General features: G+C 65.2%; 18 protein-coding genes. 3 read left to right on the plus strand and 15 right to left on the minus strand.

Annotation, left to right across the window (positions count from 1 at the left end):
* Positions 1-15 precede the first annotated feature (15 nt).
* Together DESUT3_RS15350 and DESUT3_RS15355 are read right to left on the minus strand one after the other, a co-directional pair.
* Positions 16-906 (minus strand): radical SAM protein, encoded by an 891-nt coding sequence (locus tag DESUT3_RS15350; protein ID WP_221249346.1) that lies wholly within the window; start codon positions 904-906, stop codon positions 16-18.
* A gap of 49 nt (positions 907-955) precedes the next feature.
* A complete protein-coding gene (locus DESUT3_RS15355; protein ID WP_221249347.1) occupies positions 956-2146 on the minus strand; it encodes a rhomboid family intramembrane serine protease in 1191 nt (396 codons plus the stop codon).
* 165 nt (positions 2147-2311) lie between these two features.
* Between DESUT3_RS15355 and DESUT3_RS15360 the strand changes: the two genes are divergently transcribed.
* The 3 genes from DESUT3_RS15360 to DESUT3_RS15370 are packed head-to-tail and all read left to right on the plus strand — an operon-like array spanning position 2312 to position 4485.
* Positions 2312-2917: a trimeric intracellular cation channel family protein gene (locus DESUT3_RS15360; protein WP_221249348.1), complete on the plus strand. Its 606-nt coding sequence runs from the start codon at positions 2312-2314 to the stop codon at positions 2915-2917.
* Between the two features lie 39 nt (positions 2918-2956).
* Positions 2957-3613 (plus strand): fumarylacetoacetate hydrolase family protein, encoded by a 657-nt coding sequence (locus DESUT3_RS15365; RefSeq protein WP_221249349.1) that lies wholly within the window; start codon positions 2957-2959, stop codon positions 3611-3613.
* Positions 3610-4485, plus strand: a complete 876-nt coding sequence (locus DESUT3_RS15370; RefSeq protein WP_221249350.1) for a Rossmann-like and DUF2520 domain-containing protein — start codon at positions 3610-3612, stop codon at positions 4483-4485. Before DESUT3_RS15365 ends, DESUT3_RS15370 begins: the two co-directional genes overlap by 4 nt.
* A gap of 41 nt (positions 4486-4526) precedes the next feature.
* Here DESUT3_RS15370 and nfi read toward each other — a convergent pair whose 3' ends face one another.
* The 13 genes from nfi to DESUT3_RS15435 form a co-directional block, all read right to left on the minus strand.
* Positions 4527-5228 carry a deoxyribonuclease V gene (gene nfi, locus DESUT3_RS15375; RefSeq protein WP_221249351.1) on the minus strand — a complete coding sequence of 234 codons (702 nt, stop codon included), beginning with the start codon at positions 5226-5228 and terminating at the stop codon, positions 4527-4529.
* 343 nt (positions 5229-5571) lie between these two features.
* Positions 5572-6009 carry a hypothetical protein gene (locus DESUT3_RS15380; RefSeq protein ID WP_221249352.1) on the minus strand — a complete coding sequence of 146 codons (438 nt, stop codon included), beginning with the start codon at positions 6007-6009 and terminating at the stop codon, positions 5572-5574.
* Between the two features lie 176 nt (positions 6010-6185).
* Positions 6186-7151, minus strand: coding sequence for a D-2-hydroxyacid dehydrogenase (locus DESUT3_RS15385; RefSeq protein WP_221249353.1), 966 nt, complete (start codon positions 7149-7151; stop codon positions 6186-6188).
* Positions 7152-7351: 200 nt separating this feature from the next.
* Positions 7352-10021: a pyruvate, phosphate dikinase gene (gene ppdK / locus DESUT3_RS15390; RefSeq protein ID WP_221249354.1), complete on the minus strand. Its 2670-nt coding sequence runs from the start codon at positions 10019-10021 to the stop codon at positions 7352-7354.
* A 77-nt stretch (positions 10022-10098) separates the two neighbouring features.
* The gene (gene glyS, locus DESUT3_RS15395; RefSeq protein ID WP_221249355.1) at positions 10099-12162 is read right to left on the minus strand and encodes a glycine--tRNA ligase subunit beta; all 2064 of its coding nucleotides are present in this window, start codon (positions 12160-12162) and stop codon (positions 10099-10101) included.
* A 93-nt stretch (positions 12163-12255) separates the two neighbouring features.
* Positions 12256-13125 (minus strand): glycine--tRNA ligase subunit alpha, encoded by an 870-nt coding sequence (gene glyQ, locus DESUT3_RS15400; protein ID WP_225911530.1) that lies wholly within the window; start codon positions 13123-13125, stop codon positions 12256-12258.
* A gap of 166 nt (positions 13126-13291) precedes the next feature.
* Complete coding sequence (gene recO, locus DESUT3_RS15405) at positions 13292-14044, minus strand: DNA repair protein RecO (protein ID WP_221249356.1); 753 nt, start codon at positions 14042-14044, stop codon at positions 13292-13294.
* Positions 14045-14117: 73 nt separating this feature from the next.
* Complete coding sequence (gene mgtE, locus DESUT3_RS15410; protein WP_221249357.1) at positions 14118-15473, minus strand: magnesium transporter; 1356 nt, start codon at positions 15471-15473, stop codon at positions 14118-14120.
* Between the two features lie 365 nt (positions 15474-15838).
* The gene (locus tag DESUT3_RS15415; protein ID WP_221249358.1) at positions 15839-16396 is read right to left on the minus strand and encodes a hemerythrin domain-containing protein; all 558 of its coding nucleotides are present in this window, start codon (positions 16394-16396) and stop codon (positions 15839-15841) included.
* A gap of 2 nt (positions 16397-16398) precedes the next feature.
* Complete coding sequence (locus DESUT3_RS15420; protein WP_221249359.1) at positions 16399-16854, minus strand: iron-sulfur cluster-binding oxidoreductase; 456 nt, start codon at positions 16852-16854, stop codon at positions 16399-16401.
* Between the two features lie 67 nt (positions 16855-16921).
* On the minus strand, positions 16922-17140 hold the full coding sequence (locus DESUT3_RS15425; RefSeq protein WP_221249360.1) for a hypothetical protein: 219 nt from the start codon (positions 17138-17140) through the stop codon (positions 16922-16924).
* 211 nt (positions 17141-17351) lie between these two features.
* The gene (locus DESUT3_RS15430; protein WP_221249361.1) at positions 17352-17960 is read right to left on the minus strand and encodes a peptidase M16 family protein; all 609 of its coding nucleotides are present in this window, start codon (positions 17958-17960) and stop codon (positions 17352-17354) included.
* A gap of 130 nt (positions 17961-18090) precedes the next feature.
* Entirely contained in the window at positions 18091-18678 is a 588-nt protein-coding gene (locus tag DESUT3_RS15435) for a YdbL family protein (RefSeq protein ID WP_221249362.1), read from the minus strand.
* Positions 18679-18698: the final 20 nt, after the last annotated feature.

Genomic DNA, 18698 nt, shown 5'->3' on the forward strand with positions numbered 1-18698 from the left:
AGCATTTTATCCGAATCAGAACAGCTCTTCGCGGTAATCGGGAATTTCGGCGTACCAGGCGGGATGGCGGCGGGCCTGGCCGATGGCGGTTGCGACTTCGTCGATGAGCCGCTGGCGGTCCTTGGGGTAGCTGCCGGCCAGGTTGAGGAAGTTGGAGACGTGGTTGGAGCGCAGGATGGTTTTCTGCGGGGCGAGATGGCTGACCATCTCCAGCGCCTCTTCGAGAATGTCGCCGCGGCTCAGGGGGGTGATGCTGCGCAGAAAATCGTCGTTGTGGCGCATGAACAGGGTGAGCAGCGAGAAATACTCGGGGGAGAGTTCGCTGATCCAGGCGGCGGTGGCGCGGGCGTGCTCCAGGCTGCGCTCCCGCCCGCCCAGGCCGAGGATGGCGGTGACCGAAAGCTTCATGCCCGCCTGCCGGGCCTTCCGGCAGAGCTCCAGCATCCGCTGCGGGGAAAAACCCTTGTTGACCGCTTCCAGGGTAACCGGATCGGCGCTCTCCAGGCCGAAATAGAGGATGCGCAGTTTCTTCTCGCGCAGCGCGGCAAGCTCCTCGGCGTTCTTGGTGGTCAGGCTGTTGGGCGAGGCGTAGACGCCGATGCGGGTCAGGTTGGGGAAGGTCGCGGCCAGGGCCTCGAGGATCTGTATCAGCCCGGCCTGGGGATAGACCAGGGCGTCGCCGTCGGCGAGAAACACCCGCTGCACGTAGGAGCGGTGGTGCTGCGGCACCGACGCGATCTCCCGCAGGATCTCGGCGACGGGGCGCACCCGGAACCGTTTGCCTTTATACATGCCGCAGAAGGTGCAGTGGTTCTGCGAGCAGCCGATGGTGATCTGGAAAATCAGGCTCTGCGCCTCGCTCGGCGGGCGGAACAGCGGTTCGTCGTAATCGAAATAGTAGTACATGGGAACCCTGCTTGTTGATGGTGTCTCCTTACTCCTTACTCCTCACTCCTCACCCGTCCTCTCCCAGCCGCTCGATGGCCCGCAGGTGCATGCGCGCCTCTTCGGCCAGCTCCTGCGATTTTGCCACATCCAACGCGGCGAGAAAATACTGGTAGGCGCTGGGGATGCAGCGCGGTTTGTGGATCAGCGCCTTGCCGGCGCCGAGAAACGCGCGGTCGAGCATGGGCGAGCGGGGGCGTTCGGCGATAAAGCGGCGGAACACCGCCAGGGCCCGGTCGTAGCCCCCGGCGCTCACCAGGTATTCACCGATGGCCAGCACCGCCTCATCCCCGACCTGCAGCCGTTCGGCCCGCTCGGGCAGGCTCTCGTAGAGAGCCGCGGCGCGGGGCAGCTCGCCGAGGCCCAGCAGGCGGGTGATGCGCCCGCCGAGCGAAGGCTCCTCGCCGTTTCCCCCCTCGCCCGCCTGGCCGCGAAATGCGGCCTGCGAGCGCCTGCGCTCCAGCAATCCCGGGGCCCGCTCCAGGGCCCAGGCCAGCCCCAGCCCACCGAAAAAACCGCCGATATGGGCGCCGTGGGCGACCCCGCTGCCGCCGCCCTGGGTGAGCAGAAAGGGGATGAGATTGTCCACCACCAGGTAAAAGCCGAGCACCATGCGGGCCGGGACCAGGAAGGTGTTCATCAGGATCGGGAACAGGAACACGAACACCTTCACGCGGTTGCGGGGGAACCAGATGAAATAGCAGCCGAGCACCCCGGAGATCGCCCCGGAAGCGCCCACCAGGGGGATGTTGGAGCCGGGGACGAACAGGGAAAAGAACAGGGTCGCGACGATCCCCGCTCCCAGGTAGGCCAGCAGGTAGTTGAGACGGCCGAGGCGGTGTTCGACGTTGTCGCCGAAGATACCCAGGAACAGCATATTGCCTGCCAGGTGCAGCCACCCGCCGTGGAGGAACAGGGAGGTGAACAGGGTCAGCAGCGAGGGGTCGGCGGGTCGGTAGCCGTAGCGGAACACCGCCAGGTCATAAGCCGAAACATGCTCGAGCACCGCATCCACGGGGATCGCGCCCCGCGCCCCCAGGGCGCGCAGGTATTCGAGCAGCAGCGGATCCGACAGGTCCGGCCGGGACATCATCATCGGCAGCGAGACGAGCAGAAAAACCGCGACGTTGACACCGATCAGCAGGTAGTTCAGCCAGGGGGTGCCGCGCGGATTGGGGGTGTCGCCGACTGGCAGGAGCATCTGAAGACCCTTTCGGTGGCCCCGGTACCCGGGCCGAATGACATTGGTGCCGCCGGAGCATCTTAGCACAGTCGGCCGGGTGGCTCACCCCGGATTGGGGAAATTAACAAGATCTTGCCTTTTGACCGCCATCTTAGTATTCTCCAGCGGATTGGAGGAACCCCCTTGAACCTGCTTTATTTCCTCGACCTGGTGGGGACAGCGGCCTTCGCCGCCTCGGGTGCCTGGGCCGCCGTGCGCAACCGCATGGACCTGTTCGGCGTGCTAGTGCTGGGCCTGGTGACGGCCACCGGCGGCGGAACCCTCCGCGATCTGCTGCTGGGCGACACCCCGCCCTTCTGCCTCAAGGACGAAAACTACCTCTACATCTCCTTCGGGGTGGCGCTGGCGGTATTCTTTCTGCACCCCTGGCTAAAAGCCCTGGCCCATCCGCTGCTCTATTTCGACGCCGTCGGCCTGGGTACTTTCGTAGTCATCGGCACCGGCAAGGCGCTCAGCTTTCACATGGGATTTCTGGGGGCGGTGATGATGGGAGTGATGACCGCCACCGCCGGCGGCATGGTGCGGGACGTGCTTTCCAACCAGGTGCCGCTGATCCTGCGCCGGGAGATCTACGCCTCGGCCTGCCTGGCCGGCGCCGCGCTGCTGGTGCTGCTTGACAAGACCCCCCTGCCCCAGCCGCTGGCCGCCCTGGCTGCGGCCCTGGTGGTGATCGCCCTGCGGCTGCTGGCCATCCGCTACAACTGGGCATTGCCGCGAGCCAGGGGCTGATCCTGGAGCGGGAAGAACAAACCACGGAGGATTGATCAGATGCATATCGTACGACTGCAAGGCACCAGCAAGACCTACCGGGTCGGAAAGGTTCTCTGCCTGGCCCGCAACTACAGCGAACACATCCGCGAACTGGGCAACGAGGTTCCGGAGAAGGCGGTGTTTTTCATCAAGCCGGCTACCAGCCTCATCGGCAACGGTGAACAGATCGTCATCCCCGCCTATTCCTCCGACTGTCACCATGAAGTGGAGCTGGCGGTGCTGATCAGCAAATTCGGCAAGAACATCCCGGCGGCCGAGGCCATGACCCACGTTGCCGGCTACGGCGTCGCCCTGGACATGACCCTGCGCGACGTGCAGTCCCAGCTCAAGGCCAAGGGGCTGCCCTGGGAGATTGCCAAGGGGTTCGATACTTCCTGCCCCCTGTCGGACTTCGTCCCCACGGCAAAAATCCCCGACCCGCACTCCCTGGCGATCTCCCTCAGCGTCAATGGCGAGCTGCGCCAGGACTCCACCACGGAGTTCATGATGCGCAGGATTCCGGAGATCATCGAGGAGGTATCGACGATTTTCTCCCTGGAGGAAGGGGACATCATCCTGACCGGCACCCCCGCCGGCGTCGGGCCCGTGCGCAGCGGCGACCGCCTGTGCGCGGCGATCAAAGGCGTGGGGACTCTGGAGGTGAGCGTCCAGTGAACAAGAGGGTCGTACTGATCGGACCCGGGAGGCTGGGCCAGGCAATCGGCAGACTGCTGGCCGAGGCCGGCTACGATATCCGGGCGGTCATCAGCCGGGACCAGGGCCGGGCGGTGGAGGCGGCCCGCTTCATCGGCTTCCGCCATGCGGCCACCACCGAGCTCGCCCGGGCCGCGGAGGGTGAGCTGGTATTGATCGCCCTGCCCGACGACCAGATCGGCGAGATGGCCGCGACCCTGCGCCGCGGCGGCCACCTGGCCGCCGGATCGGTACTGGTCCACTTCAGCGGCCTGCACCCGGCCTCGATCATGCTCGGCGAGCAGGGACCGCCTCTCGGGGCCCTGGCCATCCACCCCCTGCAGACCTTTGCCGACGCGGTGATGGGGGTAAGAAACCTCCCCGGCAGCCCCTGCTCGGTGGAAGGGGCGGCTGAGTTGCTGCCTTTGGCCGAGCAGTTCGTCGAGGACCTGGGCGGAACCCCCTTTCGCATTGCCGCCGAATGCAAACCCCTGTACCACGCGGCGGCCTGTTTCACCTCCAACTACCTGGTCAGCCTGGTCGCCGCCGCCTGCGAAATGCTCTGCGGCTGCGGACTGGAAAAAGCCGAGGCGACCCGCCTGTTGCTGCCCCTGCTGACTGGTACCTGCCACAACCTTTCGGTCCTCGGCCCGGAGCAGGCCCTCACCGGCCCCATCGCCCGCGGCGACCAGCGCACCGTCGGCAAGCACCTGCAGGCCCTCGGACAGATGCCCGCGGATCTGGGCGAGATCTACCGGGTTCTGGGCAGAAAAACCGTGGAGGTCGCCCAGCGCAAAGGGACCATCGATCCGCAGAAGGCAGCGGACCTGCTGAAGTTGCTCGCGGACCAATAGAAAAGGGGCGCCGCCGCGCCCCCTTGTTCACTCCTCACTCCTCACTCCTCACTGGCCATTTCAGCCAGATACTCCTTGCGCAGCCGATTGGTCAGATGGTGGGCCAGCCGGGTGGGCTCGGGCATGCGGTAGCGCCCGCAGCATTCCAGGGTCAGCTGCGCCGCGGTATCGATATCCACCAGGTGTCCAGGCGAAATGAACAGGGGCTTGACCCTGTCGCGGGTAGTCAGCACCACCCCCACCTGCTCGCCGCCCAGTTGCAGGGGCTGCCGGTCGCCGCGGGCCGGGCCGGGGGGCTCATACTCGCCGCACAGTCGGCTCTTGGCGCAGCCGACCGTCGGCAGCCCGAGCCAGAGCCCGAGATGACTGGCGACGCCCAGGCGCCGGGGATGGGCGATCCCCTGGCCGTCCACCAGGATGGCATCCGGAACCCTGTTCAGGTTCCGAAACGCCTCGATCACCACGGGGAGTTCGCGAAAGGAAAGGAACCCGGGCACATAGGGGAATTCCACCCGACCCCGGGCCGAGGCCTCCTCCACCACCCTCAGGCCCGGTCGTTCCAGCACCACCACCCCGGCGAAAAACAGCTCGCCGTGGGGCTGGTAGGAAACATCGACCCCGGCCACCAGCCGCACCGGCTGCGGGAGGCGGTTGACCAGCGTCACTTCGGCCGCCAGCTGCCGCTGCAGGGCTGCGGCTTCGGGGTAGGTCATGGACCAGTTGTGCAGGCAGGGTATTACCATCTGGGTTTCCGGAAGGCCGGGCCTTCCGGTCTCCAGGGCGGCGCACGACAAGTCACTGCTCACTTCCCGGGGGTTTTGCCTCCCGGAGCCGCATCGGGCTTTTCCTTGGCCGCCGGTTTCCCTGGCGATTCAGGATTGGAGCCTTTTTTCCCCTGGGTCTTCAATCTGCTTCGCAAGCGCTTTTCGCGGCGTTGCCTTCTTCGTTTGAGCTCCCTCCGCCGTTCGCTGATTGACATTGGCAACCTCCGGTAGCAGAAATGGTAGCAAACTGTATAGATTCTAACCCGAATCGGCTGGCTGGCAAATCGCCCAGGGGGAAAAGCCCGCTTTTATCCCCCCGCCCTCAGGTCTTGCAGCGCAGCAGCTTTTCCCCGGACTCGAACAGCACTTCGATCTTGTTGGCGCCGACAATCGCGCGAACGAATCCCAGTCCGAAGGCCGGGTGCTGCATGAGATCGCCGGAACGGAAGCTGCCGTTCATGTCATAGGGCCGGGCTTTTTCCGGATCGGCCCCGGCGCTCAGCTCCTGCCACTGGTTCCGGCCGGCGGAGCGAGCCGAGGAACGCGGGGCCCGAGGCGCCGCCGCCCCCCGCGCGGGACGTTCCACTTTTTCCTTCGCCGGTTTGGGTGCATGGTAGTTGTGAATCCCCTGGCAGGTGTTGCATTGCACGCGAACCACGCGCTCCTCGACCATGGCCACGATCGTGTGATTGGTCAGGTCCCGACAGCGGGTACATTTGGCGTCGATGAAATCGCCTGCGGACAGTCTTTTTTTGTTCATGAAAAATCCCCTTTTGACGCGAAAAGGCCACAGGAGAAACATCCCTGTGGCCATGTTCCGCTTTGTAGAGCGGCGATTTATATCATCAACCCCGGCGACTGTCAAGCGCCCAGGGCGGCCCCACTTCGCCGGTTCGGCCAAGCATTCGAAACTGCTGGCGGAGCGGCGAAAGGCGCTCAGTTCACGCGGTTTTGGGGCTGGCCGTCGAGATAGGCCTGCAGGTTCTCGACGGCGGTCAGCAGCAGCCTTTCCCGCGCGGCCCGGGTGGCCCAGGCGATGTGCGGGGTGATGAAGCAGTTGCGGGCGCTCAGCAGGGGGTTGTCCGCCGGCGGCGGCTCGCCGCACAGCACATCCAGGCCGGCTCCGGCGATTTTCTCACGGTTCAGCGCCTCGGCCAGGGCCGCCTCGTCCACCAGGGGGCCGCGGCCGGTGTTGATCAGAAAGGCGCCCGGCTTCATCGAAGCCAGCCGCGAGGCGTTGACCAGCCCTTCGGTCGCCGGGGTGAGGGGGCAATGGAGGCTGATCACGTCGCTCTCGCCGAACAGCCGCTCCAGCTCGACGAATTCGATCTGCGGATCGGCAACCTGCGCGCGGTATTTCTCCGGGTGGCCGGTATGCACCAGCACCCGCATGCCGAAAGCCCGGGCCAGCTGTGCTACCTGCCGGCCGATGGTGCCGAAACCGACCACCCCCATGGCCAGCCCGTCCAGCTCCACCAGCGGCCGGTCCCAGAAGCAGAAATCGGGACTGCGGCTCCAGGCGCCGTAACGCACCAGCCGGGCGTGGTGTCCAACCTGCTGGGTCATCTCCAGCAGCAGGGCGAAGACCATCTGCGCCACCGAGCGGGTGCCGTAGCCGGGCACGTTGGTGACCGTGATCCCCCGCTCCCCGGCCGCCTTGACGTCCACCACGTTGTAGCCGGTGGCGAGCACCCCGATGTACTGCAAATCCGGCAGCGCCTCGATGGCCGAGCGGTCGAGGACCGTCTTGTTGGTCAGCAGCACCTGCGCCCCCGCGGCGCGCGCCATGAGCTGCTCCCCGGGAGTTCGCTCATGCACCACCAGCTCCCCCAGCCCCTGCAAGCCATCCCAGCTCAGGTCGCCGGGATTCAAGGCATAGCCATCCAGCACCACGATTTTCATGAAGTCCTCCCTGTCGATACGCTGCGGCCTCGGACGCCAGACCCAACGCAAAAAGGATAGCAAACGGTAACTATTCAGCAATACTGCCTCAAGGTGCCGCCTGGGTGAGCTCCCGCCCCCTCGAGGGGGGGAAGATAAAAAACAACGGCCCCCGGCGGACGTTTTCGCCGGGGGCCGCATTCAGCACTGCGTAAAAAAGACTACTTTGTCAACTCGTCCTGAATCGCCGCGTGGGCGGCGGCCAGCCGGGCGATAGGCACCCGGTAGGGGGAGCAGGAAACGTAGTCGAGCCCGATCTTGTGGCAGAAGATGACGCTGGAGGCCTCGCCGCCATGCTCGCCGCAGATGCCAAGCTTGATCTCCGGCCGGGTCTGGCGGCCCTTCTCGCACCCCATCTTCACCAGTTGGCCGACCCCGGCCTGGTCGAGGGCGACAAAGGGGTCGTTGGGATAGATCTCGCGCTCGACGTAATAGGGGAGGAATTTCCCGGCGTCGTCGCGCGAGAGCCCGTAGGTGGTCTGGGTCAGGTCGTTGGTGCCGAAGGAGAAGAACTCGGCCTCGCGGGCGATCTCGTCGGCGGTCAGCGCGGCCCGGGGCAGCTCGATCATGGTGCCGATCAGGTATTTCACCTCGACGCCGTAGCGGCCGATCACCTCGTCGGCAACGCGGATGGCACTGGCCTTGAGGATGCCCAGCTCCTTCACTTCGCCCACCAGAGGGATCATGATCTCGGGGACGATCTGGAAGCCCTCCTCCTTGATCAGCTCGCAGGCCGCTTCCATGATGGCCTGCACCTGCATGTCGTAGATCTCGGGGAAGGTGATGCCGAGCCGGCAGCCGCGATGGCCGAGCATCGGGTTAAACTCGTGCAGGAATTCGACCTTGTTCTTCAGGGTCGCGGCCTGAACGTTCATGACCTTGGAGAGTTCTTCGATCTCCTTGTCGGTGTGCGGCAGAAACTCGTGCAGCGGCGGGTCGAGCAGGCGGATGGTCACCGGCAGCCCCTTCATCTCGCGGAAGATGCCGATGAAGTCCCCCTTCTGCATGGGCAGGATCTTGCCCAGGGCGCGTTTGCGCCCTTCGAGGTCGGCGGCCAGGATCATCTCGCGCACCGCCATGATCCGCTCGCCCTCGAAGAACATGTGCTCGGTGCGGCACAGGCCTATCCCCTCGGCGCCGAACTGGCGGGCGACCTTGGAGTCGTGGGGGGTGTCGGCGTTGGTGCGCACCTTCATGCGGCGGTACTTGTCGACCCATTCCATGATCTGGCCGAAATCGCCGGTGAGCTCAGGCTGCACCGTGGGGACCGAGCCGAGCATGACTTCGCCGGTGGAGCCGTCGAGGGTGACGATATCCCCCTTGCTGACCACCACCCCGTTTCTGGCGGTGAAGCGCTGCCCGGCGTACTCCACCTTGATGTCGCCGCAGCCGGAGACGCAGCATTTGCCCATGCCGCGGGCGACCACCGCGGCGTGGGAGGTCATGCCGCCGCGGGCGGTGAGAATCCCCTGGGCGGCATGCATGCCGTGGATGTCCTCGGGGCTGGTCTCGACCCGCACCAGGATGACCTTGAGGCCGATCTTGGCGGCTTCCTCGGCCTCGTCGGCGGAGAACACCACCTCCCCGCAGGCGGCGCCGGGAGAAGCCGGCAGGCCCTTGGCGATGACGTTCTTGGGCGCCTTGGGATCCAGGGAGGGGTGCAGCAGCTGGTCGAGCTGCTCGGGGGCGACGCGCAGGACCGCCTCGCGGTCGCTGATCAGCCCTTCCTTGACCATGTCGACGGCAATCTTCATCGCCGCGCGGGCGGTGCGCTTGCCGTTGCGGGTCTGCAGCATGTAGAGCTTGCTCTTCTCGATGGTGAACTCGATGTCCTGCATGTCGCGGTAATGCCGCTCCAGGGTGTCCTGGATCTGCATCAGCTGGCCGTAGCAGGCGGGCATCACCTCTTCCATCGAGGGGAGCGAACCGTCGCCGCCGGCCTTGTTGATCGGCTGCGGGGTGCGGATGCCGGCCACCACGTCCTCGCCCTGGGCGTTGACCAGGAACTCGCCGAAGAAGACTTTTTCGCCGGTGGAGGGGTTGCGGGTGAAGGCGACTCCGGTGGCGCAGTCATCGCCCATGTTGCCGTAGACCATCGACTGGACGTTGACCGCGGTCCCCCACTCGGCGGGGATGTTGTTGAGCTTGCGGTAAGTGATGGCCCGCGGGTTCATCCAGGAGCCGAACACGGCACCGATTGCGCCCCAGAGCTGCTCCTGGGGATCTTCGGGAAACTCGCGGCCGAGCTCTTCCTTGACCCTGGTCTTGAACAGGCTCACCAGCTGCTTGAGATCGTCGGCGCTGAGCTCCGTGTCGTTCCTGACCCCGCGCTGCTCCTTCATGTGCTCGAGGATGTCCTCGAGGATGTCGCCGTCGAGGTTGAGCACCACGTTGGAGTACATCTGGATGAAGCGGCGGTAGGAGTCGTAGGCAAAGCGGGGATCGCCGCTCTTGGCAATGACCCCCTGGACCGTCTGGTCATTGAGGCCGAGGTTGAGCACCGTGTCCATCATGCCGGGCATCGAGGCCCGGGCCCCGGAACGGACCGAAACCAGCAGAGGGTTGCCCGAATCGCCGAACTTGCGGCCCATCAGCTCCTCGACCTGCCGGAGTTGCTCCGCGACCTGCCCCTTGAGTTCGGCCGGGTAGTTGCGGTTGTTCTTGTAGAACTCGGTGCAGACCTCGGTGGTGATGGTGAAACCCGGGGGCACCGGCAGCCCGATGGCGGTCATTTCCGCCAAATTGGCGCCCTTGCCGCCGAGCAGGTTCTTCATGTCCCCCTTGCCTTCGGCCTTGCCGTTGCCGAAGAAGTACACGTACTTCGTTGCCATCAACCTATCTCCTCCTCAATTGGTTAGCGGGACGGGGAGATCCCTCGCTCCCCGGCCACGGCAGCTTGCGCCCGCGATCAGGCGGCGACTCTGGAAAAGTCCGCAATCCCCTTGAACAAACGGGCCACCCCGGTCAGCAGGGCCAGGCGGTTGTTGCGCACCGCCTCGTCCTTGGCCATGACCATGACCCCATCAAAAAATGCATCGACCGGGCTGCGCAAGGTGGCGATGGCCCGCAGCGCCCCGCCGTAGTCACCGGCGGCGACCTTGCCGTCCACCTCGGCCCGCAGCTTGTGCAGCGCTTCGCTCAGCGCCCCCTCGCAGGGGTTTTCGAACAACCCGGCGTCGACTTTCGCGTCAACCCCGTCCTTGATGATGTTGACCACCCGCTTGAAGGAGACCGCCAGCGGCTCGAAGTCCTCGCGGCCCTTGAGGTCGGCCAGGGCCTTGACCCGCTCCTGGGCGTCCACGGGATCGTCGAAGGAGGCGGCCAGCACCGCATCCACCACGTCGCCGGGGTGCTCCTGGGTGAGCATGTTGACGAAGCGCAGGCGGATGAACTCGACCACGTCGGATTTGACCTCGGCGGCCGGGCGGGTCAGCTTGGGTTCGAGCAGCGCCACGCTGTTGTCCACCAGTTGCGGCAGCGAGATGCGGAAGCCGCGCGCGAGGATGATGTTGAGGATGCCGATGGCGCTGCGCCGCAGGGCGTAGGGGTCGGCGGTCCCGGTGGGGATCAGGCCGACGCCGAAGCAGCCGCAGATGGTGTCGATCTTGTCGGCGATGGAGACGAAGGCGCCGACGTTGTCCGAAGGCAGCTCGCCGCCGGCCTGCACCGGCAGGTAGTGCTCGTGAATCGCCTTGGCCACCCGGGGGTCCTCCCCCTCGAGGCGGGCGTACTCGCGCCCCATCACCCCCTGCAGTTCGGGGAACTCGTAGACCATGCCGGTCTCCAGATCGCACTTGGCCAGGATCGCGGCCCGCTCGGTCAGCGCCCTGGTGGCCGGGTCGAGCTGCTCGGCCAGCCCCACCGCAAGCTCGCGGAAGCGCATGACCTTTTCGTAGCTGGTCCCCAGCTTGGCCTGGTAGACCACGTTCTTGAGGGCCTCGAGACGGGTTCCCAGCTTGACCTTCTGGTCTTCCTTCCAGAAGAACATGGCATCCGAGAGCCGCGCGCGCAGCACCCGCTCGTTGCCGCGGGCCACCACCGCCAGGTCCTCGGCGCGGGTGTTGGAGATGGTGATGAAGCGCGGCAGCAGCCGGCCGTCGCCGTCGACCAGGGTGAAGTAGCGCTGGTGCTCGCGCATGGTGGTGATCAGCAGCTCCTCGGGCAGCTCCAGGTACTTGTCCTCGAAACCGCCGCAGACCGCCGTGGGGTCCTCGACCAGGCAGGCGACCTCGTCGAGCAGTTCGGGATCGGGGTTGAGCCGGCCGCCGGCCTGGCGGGCGGTCTCCTCGAGCTGCCGGGCGATCAGCGCCTTGCGCTCGGCGGGGTCGGGCATGACGAAATGCTTGGCGGCCGCTTCGAGATAATCGGCGAGGCCGCTGACGGCGAACTCGCCGGGGGCCATGAAGCGGTGCCCCCGCGAGAGGTTGCCGCTTTGCAGGTTGCCGTAGGCGAAGGGGACCACCTGGCCGCCGAACAGGGCGACGATCCAGTGGATCGGCCGGGCGAAACGGATGTCGAGGTCCTTCCAGCGCATCGACTTCTTGAAAGGAATGCTGGCGATCACCCGGGGCAGCAGTTCGGGGAGCAGCTCGGCGGAGGGGCGCCCCTCCTCGACCTTGGAGATAAACAGGTACTCGCCCTTGTCGGTCTGCATGCGCGAGAGCTCGGAAACCTCGACGCCGTTGGCGCGGGCGAAGCCGATGGCGGCCTTGGTGGGGTTGCCCTCGGCGTCGAAGGCGACCTTGACCGAGGGGCCCGAGAGGGTCAGCTCCTGGCGCTGCTGCTCGGCGGCGACATCGGCGACGGCGATGGCCAGGCGGCGCGGCGTCGCCAGGGTGCGGATGGCGCCGAAGCCGATGCGGGCGTTGTCGAACTCCTTGCGCACCAGGCGCTCGAGATCGCGCATGGCGACGGGCAGGAACCCGGCGGGGATCTCTTCGGTACCGATTTCGAGAAAAAGTTCAGAGGACATTGGTTCTCCAATTTCATGTAGGGGCGCCGTCCCGGTGTCCAGTCAGGCGATTCGGGCGAAATGGCCCGGGCGGGGATACCCCGCCCCTACGGATTATTTTTTCAGCAGCGGAAATCCCATCTTCTCGCGCTGGGCGACATACCCCTCGGCGCACAGCCGGGCCAGGTTGCGTACCCGGCCGATGTAGCCGGCCCGTTCGGTGACCGAGATGGCGCCGCGGGCGTCGAGCAGGTTGAAGGCGTGGGAACACTTGAGCACGAAATCGTAAGCGGGAAACACCAGCTGCTGCTCGCCGAGGCGGATGCACTCCTTTTCGTACATGTCGAAAAGCTGGAAGAGCATCGCGGTGTCGGCTTCCTCGAAGTTGTAGGTGGAGAACTCGACCTCGGTCTGGTGATGCACGTCACCGTACTTGACCCCCTTGACCCACTCGAGGTCGTAGACGTTGTCCACCCCCTGCAGGTACATGGCGATGCGCTCGCAACCGTAGGTGATCTCGCCGGAAACGGGCTTGAGGTCGATGCCGCCGGCCTGCTGGAAATAGGTAAACTGGGTGATCTCCATGCCGTCGAGCCAGACCTCCCAGCCCAATCCCCAGGCGCCCAGGGTCGGCGACTCCCAGTCGTCCTCGACGAAGCGGATGTCGTGCTGCGAGGGGTTGATGCCGAAGCTCCTGAGCGAATCGAGGTAGAGCTCCTGGATGTTCATCGGCGAGGGCTTGAGGATCACCTGGAACTGGTAGTAATGCTGCAGGCGGTTGGGGTTTTCCCCGTAGCGGCCGTCGGTGGGACGGCGGGAGGGTTCGATGTAGGCCACCTTCCAGGGCTCGGGCCCGAGCACGCGCAGGAAAGTGGCTGGATTGAAGGTTCCGGCGCCCTTCTCCATGTCGTAGGGCTGCTGGATGATGCATCCCTGCTTGGCCCAGTAGCTCTGCAGGGAAAGGATCAGTTCTTGAAATGTCACGATGCCTCCAGGGGGTTATGGGACGCGATGGCGGCCGTCCGAAAACGGGCCGCCATCGTATACAGTATACAAAGATTATAGAGGGCAAATGCTAACCCGTTTAATCGGCCTTGTCAAGTTGGACAAGTGGGAAAAAACAGATATTTAGCGAAGTTTAAGGACAGCTTCAGCATGGCAAAACTTCTTCCAGGAACGGCCGCGAGCGAAGCGCTCCCGGCAGGTGCAGGGCGAGGGCCTGCCCGAGGATCGCCCCGCCTTCGGCCAGGGTGCGGGGGCTGAACCGGAAGCCGGCGAAGCGGGTCGGTTCGACCTTGAGCGAGCGGGCCAGGGAGCCCAGGGTCCCCAGGGCGACCCGGTGGGGCGGGCCGGCCCCGGCGCACGGATCGCACAGGCTGCCGCCGCGGGAGGCGTCGAAGGCCACCAGCTCGCCGCCGAAGCCGCCGCCGCATTCGGAGCAGTGCAGCAGGTGGGGGACGTAGCCGGACATGGCCAGCACCCGCAGCTCCACCAGCAGGCGGGCCTCCCCACCCGCGCCGGCGGCGGCCAGGTGGTCGAGGCAGGCCTGCAGAAAATCGAAAACCTCCCGGTGCCCCTGCTGTTCGCCGAGCAGCACATCGACCAGTTCGCAACTGTAGCCCGCCAGGGCGAAGGCGGCCAGGTCGCCGCGCAGCCCCGCCCGCAGGTCGACCAGTTCGGCCTCCTTGAGCGAAACCAGCTCCCCGGAGCGCGGCGCGCTCCAGTGCAGGCGGACGCTGGCGAAGGGTTCCAGGGCCGCGCCGAAACGCCTGCGGCTCTTGCGGGCGCTGCGCGCAAACCCTTTGAGCCGCCCCGGCTCCGGGGTCAGGAAGGTGACGATACGATCGGCCTCGCCATAGTCGATATGGCGCAGGATAATGGCTTCGCTGGCGTGGATATGCACAATTACACCCGATGCGGGGGGCGTGATTCATCGCGCCCCGGACTTCATGAATGGTGCCCCTACTGTCTAATTCTCAGCGCAGCAGATTGAGGAACATGGTCGCGGTGCCGAAATAGATGAGAATCCCCGTGATGTCGTTGGCGGTCTGCACGAAGGGGGTGGAGGCGATGGCCGGGTCGACACCGAAACGCTTGAAGAAGGCCGGTGCCAGCACCCCCATGGTGGCCGCCACGGTCATGGCGGTGACCATGGCGAGGCCAACCACGATCCCCAGGTAGGGGTTGTGGTGCCAGCCGTAGGCCACCAGGCCGATGGTCACCCCACAGACCACGCCCATGATCAGCCCGACCCGCAGCTCCTTGAGAAACACCTGGCGCAGGGTGGAAAAGTCGATGCGCCCGGTGGCGAAGCCGCGCACCACGATGGTCGCCGACTGGCCGCCGACGTTGCCCCCCATGCCGGTGATGACCGGGATGAAGGAGATCAGCGCCATGACTTCCTTGAGGGTGACCTTGAACCGCCACATCAGGTAGCCGGTGATCACCCCGCCGAACAGGTTGGTGATCAGCCAGGGCAGGCGCAGCCGGGCGATCTTGAAGGATTTGAAGCCATAGAGCAGCTCTTCGTCGCTGGAGCCGGCCATCTTGTAGATATCCTCGGTCGCCTCCTCGCGCAGAACGTCGATGACGTCGTCGACGGTGATGATCCCCATCAGCTTGTTCCCCTCGTCGACGACGGGCACCGCCAGGATGTTGTACTTGGCCACCATGTGGGCGACCTCTTCCTGGTCCATGTCGGTGCGCACGCTGATCACGTCGCGGGTCATGATGTTCTTGAGCTTGGTCGAGGCGGGCACTGTCAGCAGCTGGCGCAGCGAGAGCACCCCGACCAGGTGGTTGTGCTCGTTGGTGACGTAGAGATAGAAGACCATCTCCACGTCCTCGGCCTCCTGCAGGGCCTGGATCGCCTGGCCGCAGGTCTGGTCCTCGTCCATGGCGAAGTACTCGGTGACCATGATGCCGCCGGCGGTGTCCTCGCCGTACTTGAGCAGCTCCTCGATCTCCTCCGAGTCCTCGTCCTGCATGATCTGCAGGACCTCTTCGGCCAGCTCCTCGGGCATGTTGCGGATGATGTCGACGGCGTCGTCGTAGGGCATCTCCTGGAGGACCTCGGTGATGGTCTCCTTGTCGATCTGCTCGAGCAGCGCCGCGCCGGTGCCGTGGTCGAGTTCGGAGAGGACGTAGGCCGCGGTCTCCGGGTCCTCGATGAGGTTGAACAGGATCCGCTGCTCCTTCAGGTCGAGGTAGCGGAACAGGTGGGCGACGTCGGCGGGGTGGGACTTGGCGACGACCTTGGTGAGGTTGGGGTAGGCGCCCCGGCGGATCAGCTTGCGGACCGTATCGAGCAGCATCTGAAGTTTTTGTTCCATGACGGCCCTCCCCGGTCCCGGTGGCGTGGTGCGTTAAACAGGGCACTGTACCACCCGCCGCGGCGGACTGTCAACGAACGCGGACCTGCCCCAAAACAGAAAACCCCCGGGGTCGCCGGGGGCGTTTTAATCTATTAGCTATATCCGGCAAGGTGTACCTTGCCCACCCATTCAAATTCGCGGGAGGATCGAATGGGCAGTCCCCCAAAAAGCAGGCTGTAAAACCACGAAGGACACGAAGCGCACGAAGAAAACCCTCTCGAGCTCAAGTCTTTTAAGCCCTTCTTCGTGCCCTTCGTGTCCTTCAGCGAGCAACGCGAGCGGGTGGTGATTAACCCATGCCCGGACCGGAAGATTTCATTGCCTCAAGCCGCCAGGCGCGCCTCGTACTTTTCCACCAGCTTGCGGTAGCGCTCGGTGAAATCGGCCGGCGCGGCGGCCTCGGCCCGGGCGTAGGCCTCGACCATGGCCGGGCGCATCTCTTCGGGGAGCACTTTTTCGGCCAGCGGGTAGAGGATGTTGTCCTCCTTGTCGATGTGGTCGCGCAGCAGGGCGGCATAGCCCCGGGCATTCTCGGCGATCACCCCGAGCTGGCCGGACTCGCCGTCGAGGGCTTTCTGCGCGGCCTCTTCGATGGCCCGCACATGGGCGCGCCCCTGGTCGTGGGCCATGAGCATGGCGGCCACCGGCGAGTTCTGCTCGGGCATGCCGTTTTTCACCAGGGCCTTGAACAGCACGTCCTCCTCCTTGGCGTGGTGGAAGCGGTCGGCGTAGTGGCGGATGAAGTCGACCCCGTCGAGGAAGAACTGCCAGTCGCGGAACTTCCCCTCTTCCATCAGCGCGGTGTTGCTCTCGAGCAGCGCGATCATGCGCAGGATCAGCTGGTGCTCCTCGACCATGACCTTGGTGACGTCGGTTTTCATACTCAGCTCCTCCTCTGGCCGTCGATGCCGATCACGGCGATCTCCAGGGGGATGTCCTTGCCGCTGGCGGCCACCGCCTGCTGGGCCATCATCGCCAGGCCGCGGCAGCAGGGGACTTCCATGATGGTCACGGTGACCGACTGGATGTCGTTCTGGCGCAGGATCGCGGCCAGCTTCTCCACGTAGTTGCTGGTGTCGTCCAGTTTGGGGCAGGCGTTGACCAAGGTGCGCCCCTTGATGAAGTCGCGATGGTACTCGGCGTAGGCGAAAGGTGCGCAGTCGGCGGCGATCAGCAGGTGCGCGTTCTGCAGCCAGGGCGCGCTGGGCGGCACCAGGTGCAGCTGGGTCGGCCACTGGCGCAGCTCCGACTGCAGGCGCCCTTCGGGGGCGGCGGCGGTTTCGGTTTTCTCCACGGTGCGGACCATCGATCCGGGACATCCACAGGCGAGGTTTTTCATGATCGTTCTCCTTTATAATCGGTGACTGGTAACTCGTGACTGGTGACTGGTAAAAGCTCTTTATCTATCAGGCTGCCGTTTGCAGGTAGGCGTTGATCTCTTCTTCGATCTTCTTTTCGATTTCGTCGCCCAGGGCGTGGATGGAGACCACGTCCTTGAGCAGGCAGATCCCCACGCCGCAGGTGACGCAGCCGATTTCGTAGTGGTTCAGGATTTCGCCGATGCGCGGATGGGCTTCGATGACGTCCTTGATCTGCTGGTTGCCGAGATCGTTGTTCAGGTTCATGGCGGGTTCTCCTTCCGACTATGTGCAATCCGTTTGTTTTGTTCCGTTCCTCGATCGTGGTTGCAGAATACCGCCGCGGCACGGGGAAAAACATGATGCAGGTCAAAAAGGCCGGAAAAAGTCGCGGGAATGAAAAAAGAGGCCGGGAAGGGCCTCTTGGGGAGCGATGGCGAACCACGGGCGGGAAAGCGTCGAAGGGCCGCCAGGCGGTTTAGGGATTGCTGCCTGTCGGGGAGTTGATGATCCCCGGGAGGCTGGGAAGCGTGGGAGTACTACTGCCGGTGCCGGTATTGCTGCGCGAAGCGCTGGACTTGGTCTGGTCGTAGATGAACTCCCATTTCTGGTAGCTCTCGGCGTCGCGGAAATCCTCGTAGACCTTGTCGAAGCCGTCCGTTTTGAAGGGCTCCAGCTTGCTGGCGCTACGCACCCCCTTGATGCGCCCGCCCTGGTCCTTGACCAGTTCGAAATCCTCGCCGGTGAAGGGATCCTTGTAGAGCTTGCGGATATGGCGCACCACCTGGCTGGCCCGCTGGTCGCGCAGCAGGTCCTCGAGGCGGTTGGGATAAAGGGGGATGCCGGTGGGCACCGCCCTGATTGCGCCGGTCCCACCCGGCTCCCGGGGGTTGAAGGTGACGTAGCTCTCGATGGCCTTGCGGTACTGGTCGCCGACCCACAGCAGCTGCTCCTCGCGCTCCCGGTGCATCACCGAACTCCAGGTCGAGCCGGCGATCCCGGCGCTCAGGCCGAGGACCACCAGCATGACCAGGACCACCAGCAGGGTGACGCCACGTTCGTTGTTCAGGGGAGTCGAGAGAGTCATGGAGTCCGGCGAACCAGTTCGAGAAAAGGTGTCGTTGACGCGCCTCAATTTAACCCAATCCGCCGGCCGAGGCAAACACTACCTCGACCGGCGGCCCGCTTAGCCTGCGGCCGTTACCGGGAAGCGGGGATCATTTGCGCGACCAGCCGCCCCCGGGGCCTTCGATGTACCAGCCGCCCGAAGCCTGCTGGCGCCAGGAATCGGCGAAGATCGCCTGCACGTCGGCGGCCCGCTCCGGGAAGCCGTTGGCCCGGGCGATCTCCTGATAGAGCCGCTGGCGGTCGGCGTTTTCGGCGGCGACCAGGCGGTTGACCTCGCCCCGGGAGCGCAGGTCGAGGCCGTCGCTGCTGCGCACCTTGAGCAGGCCGTCGGCGCCGATGCCGACGTGCCCCGAATCGAGGAAGGGGAAGAGGCTCGTCGAGCGCTGCTTCATTGCCTCCTTGATGGCGCGGATCTCGGGGGTGCTGACGTTGATGTCCTGGGCATGCGCGGCGGCGGGGCCGAAATCGAGCCGATAGGAGCTGCCCGGGGGCTTGCTCTCCGCGGGCGGCGCCGCGGGAGGAGTCGCCGGCGGCTCGGCGCGCTCACCCCAGACCTCGTTGACGATCTTGTCCGCGGCGCTGCGCACCTCCTCGGCGGGGAAATAGATGTTGATGGTCACGCAGGCCACGACGCTCACTACGGCCAGCAGCGAAAGCAGACGAATCAATTTGCCCATGATCTCCTCCCGAAAGAAGT

Source organism: Desulfuromonas versatilis, from assembly GCF_019704135.1.
Classification (GTDB): domain Bacteria; phylum Desulfobacterota; class Desulfuromonadia; order Desulfuromonadales; family NIT-T3; genus Desulfuromonas_A; species Desulfuromonas_A versatilis.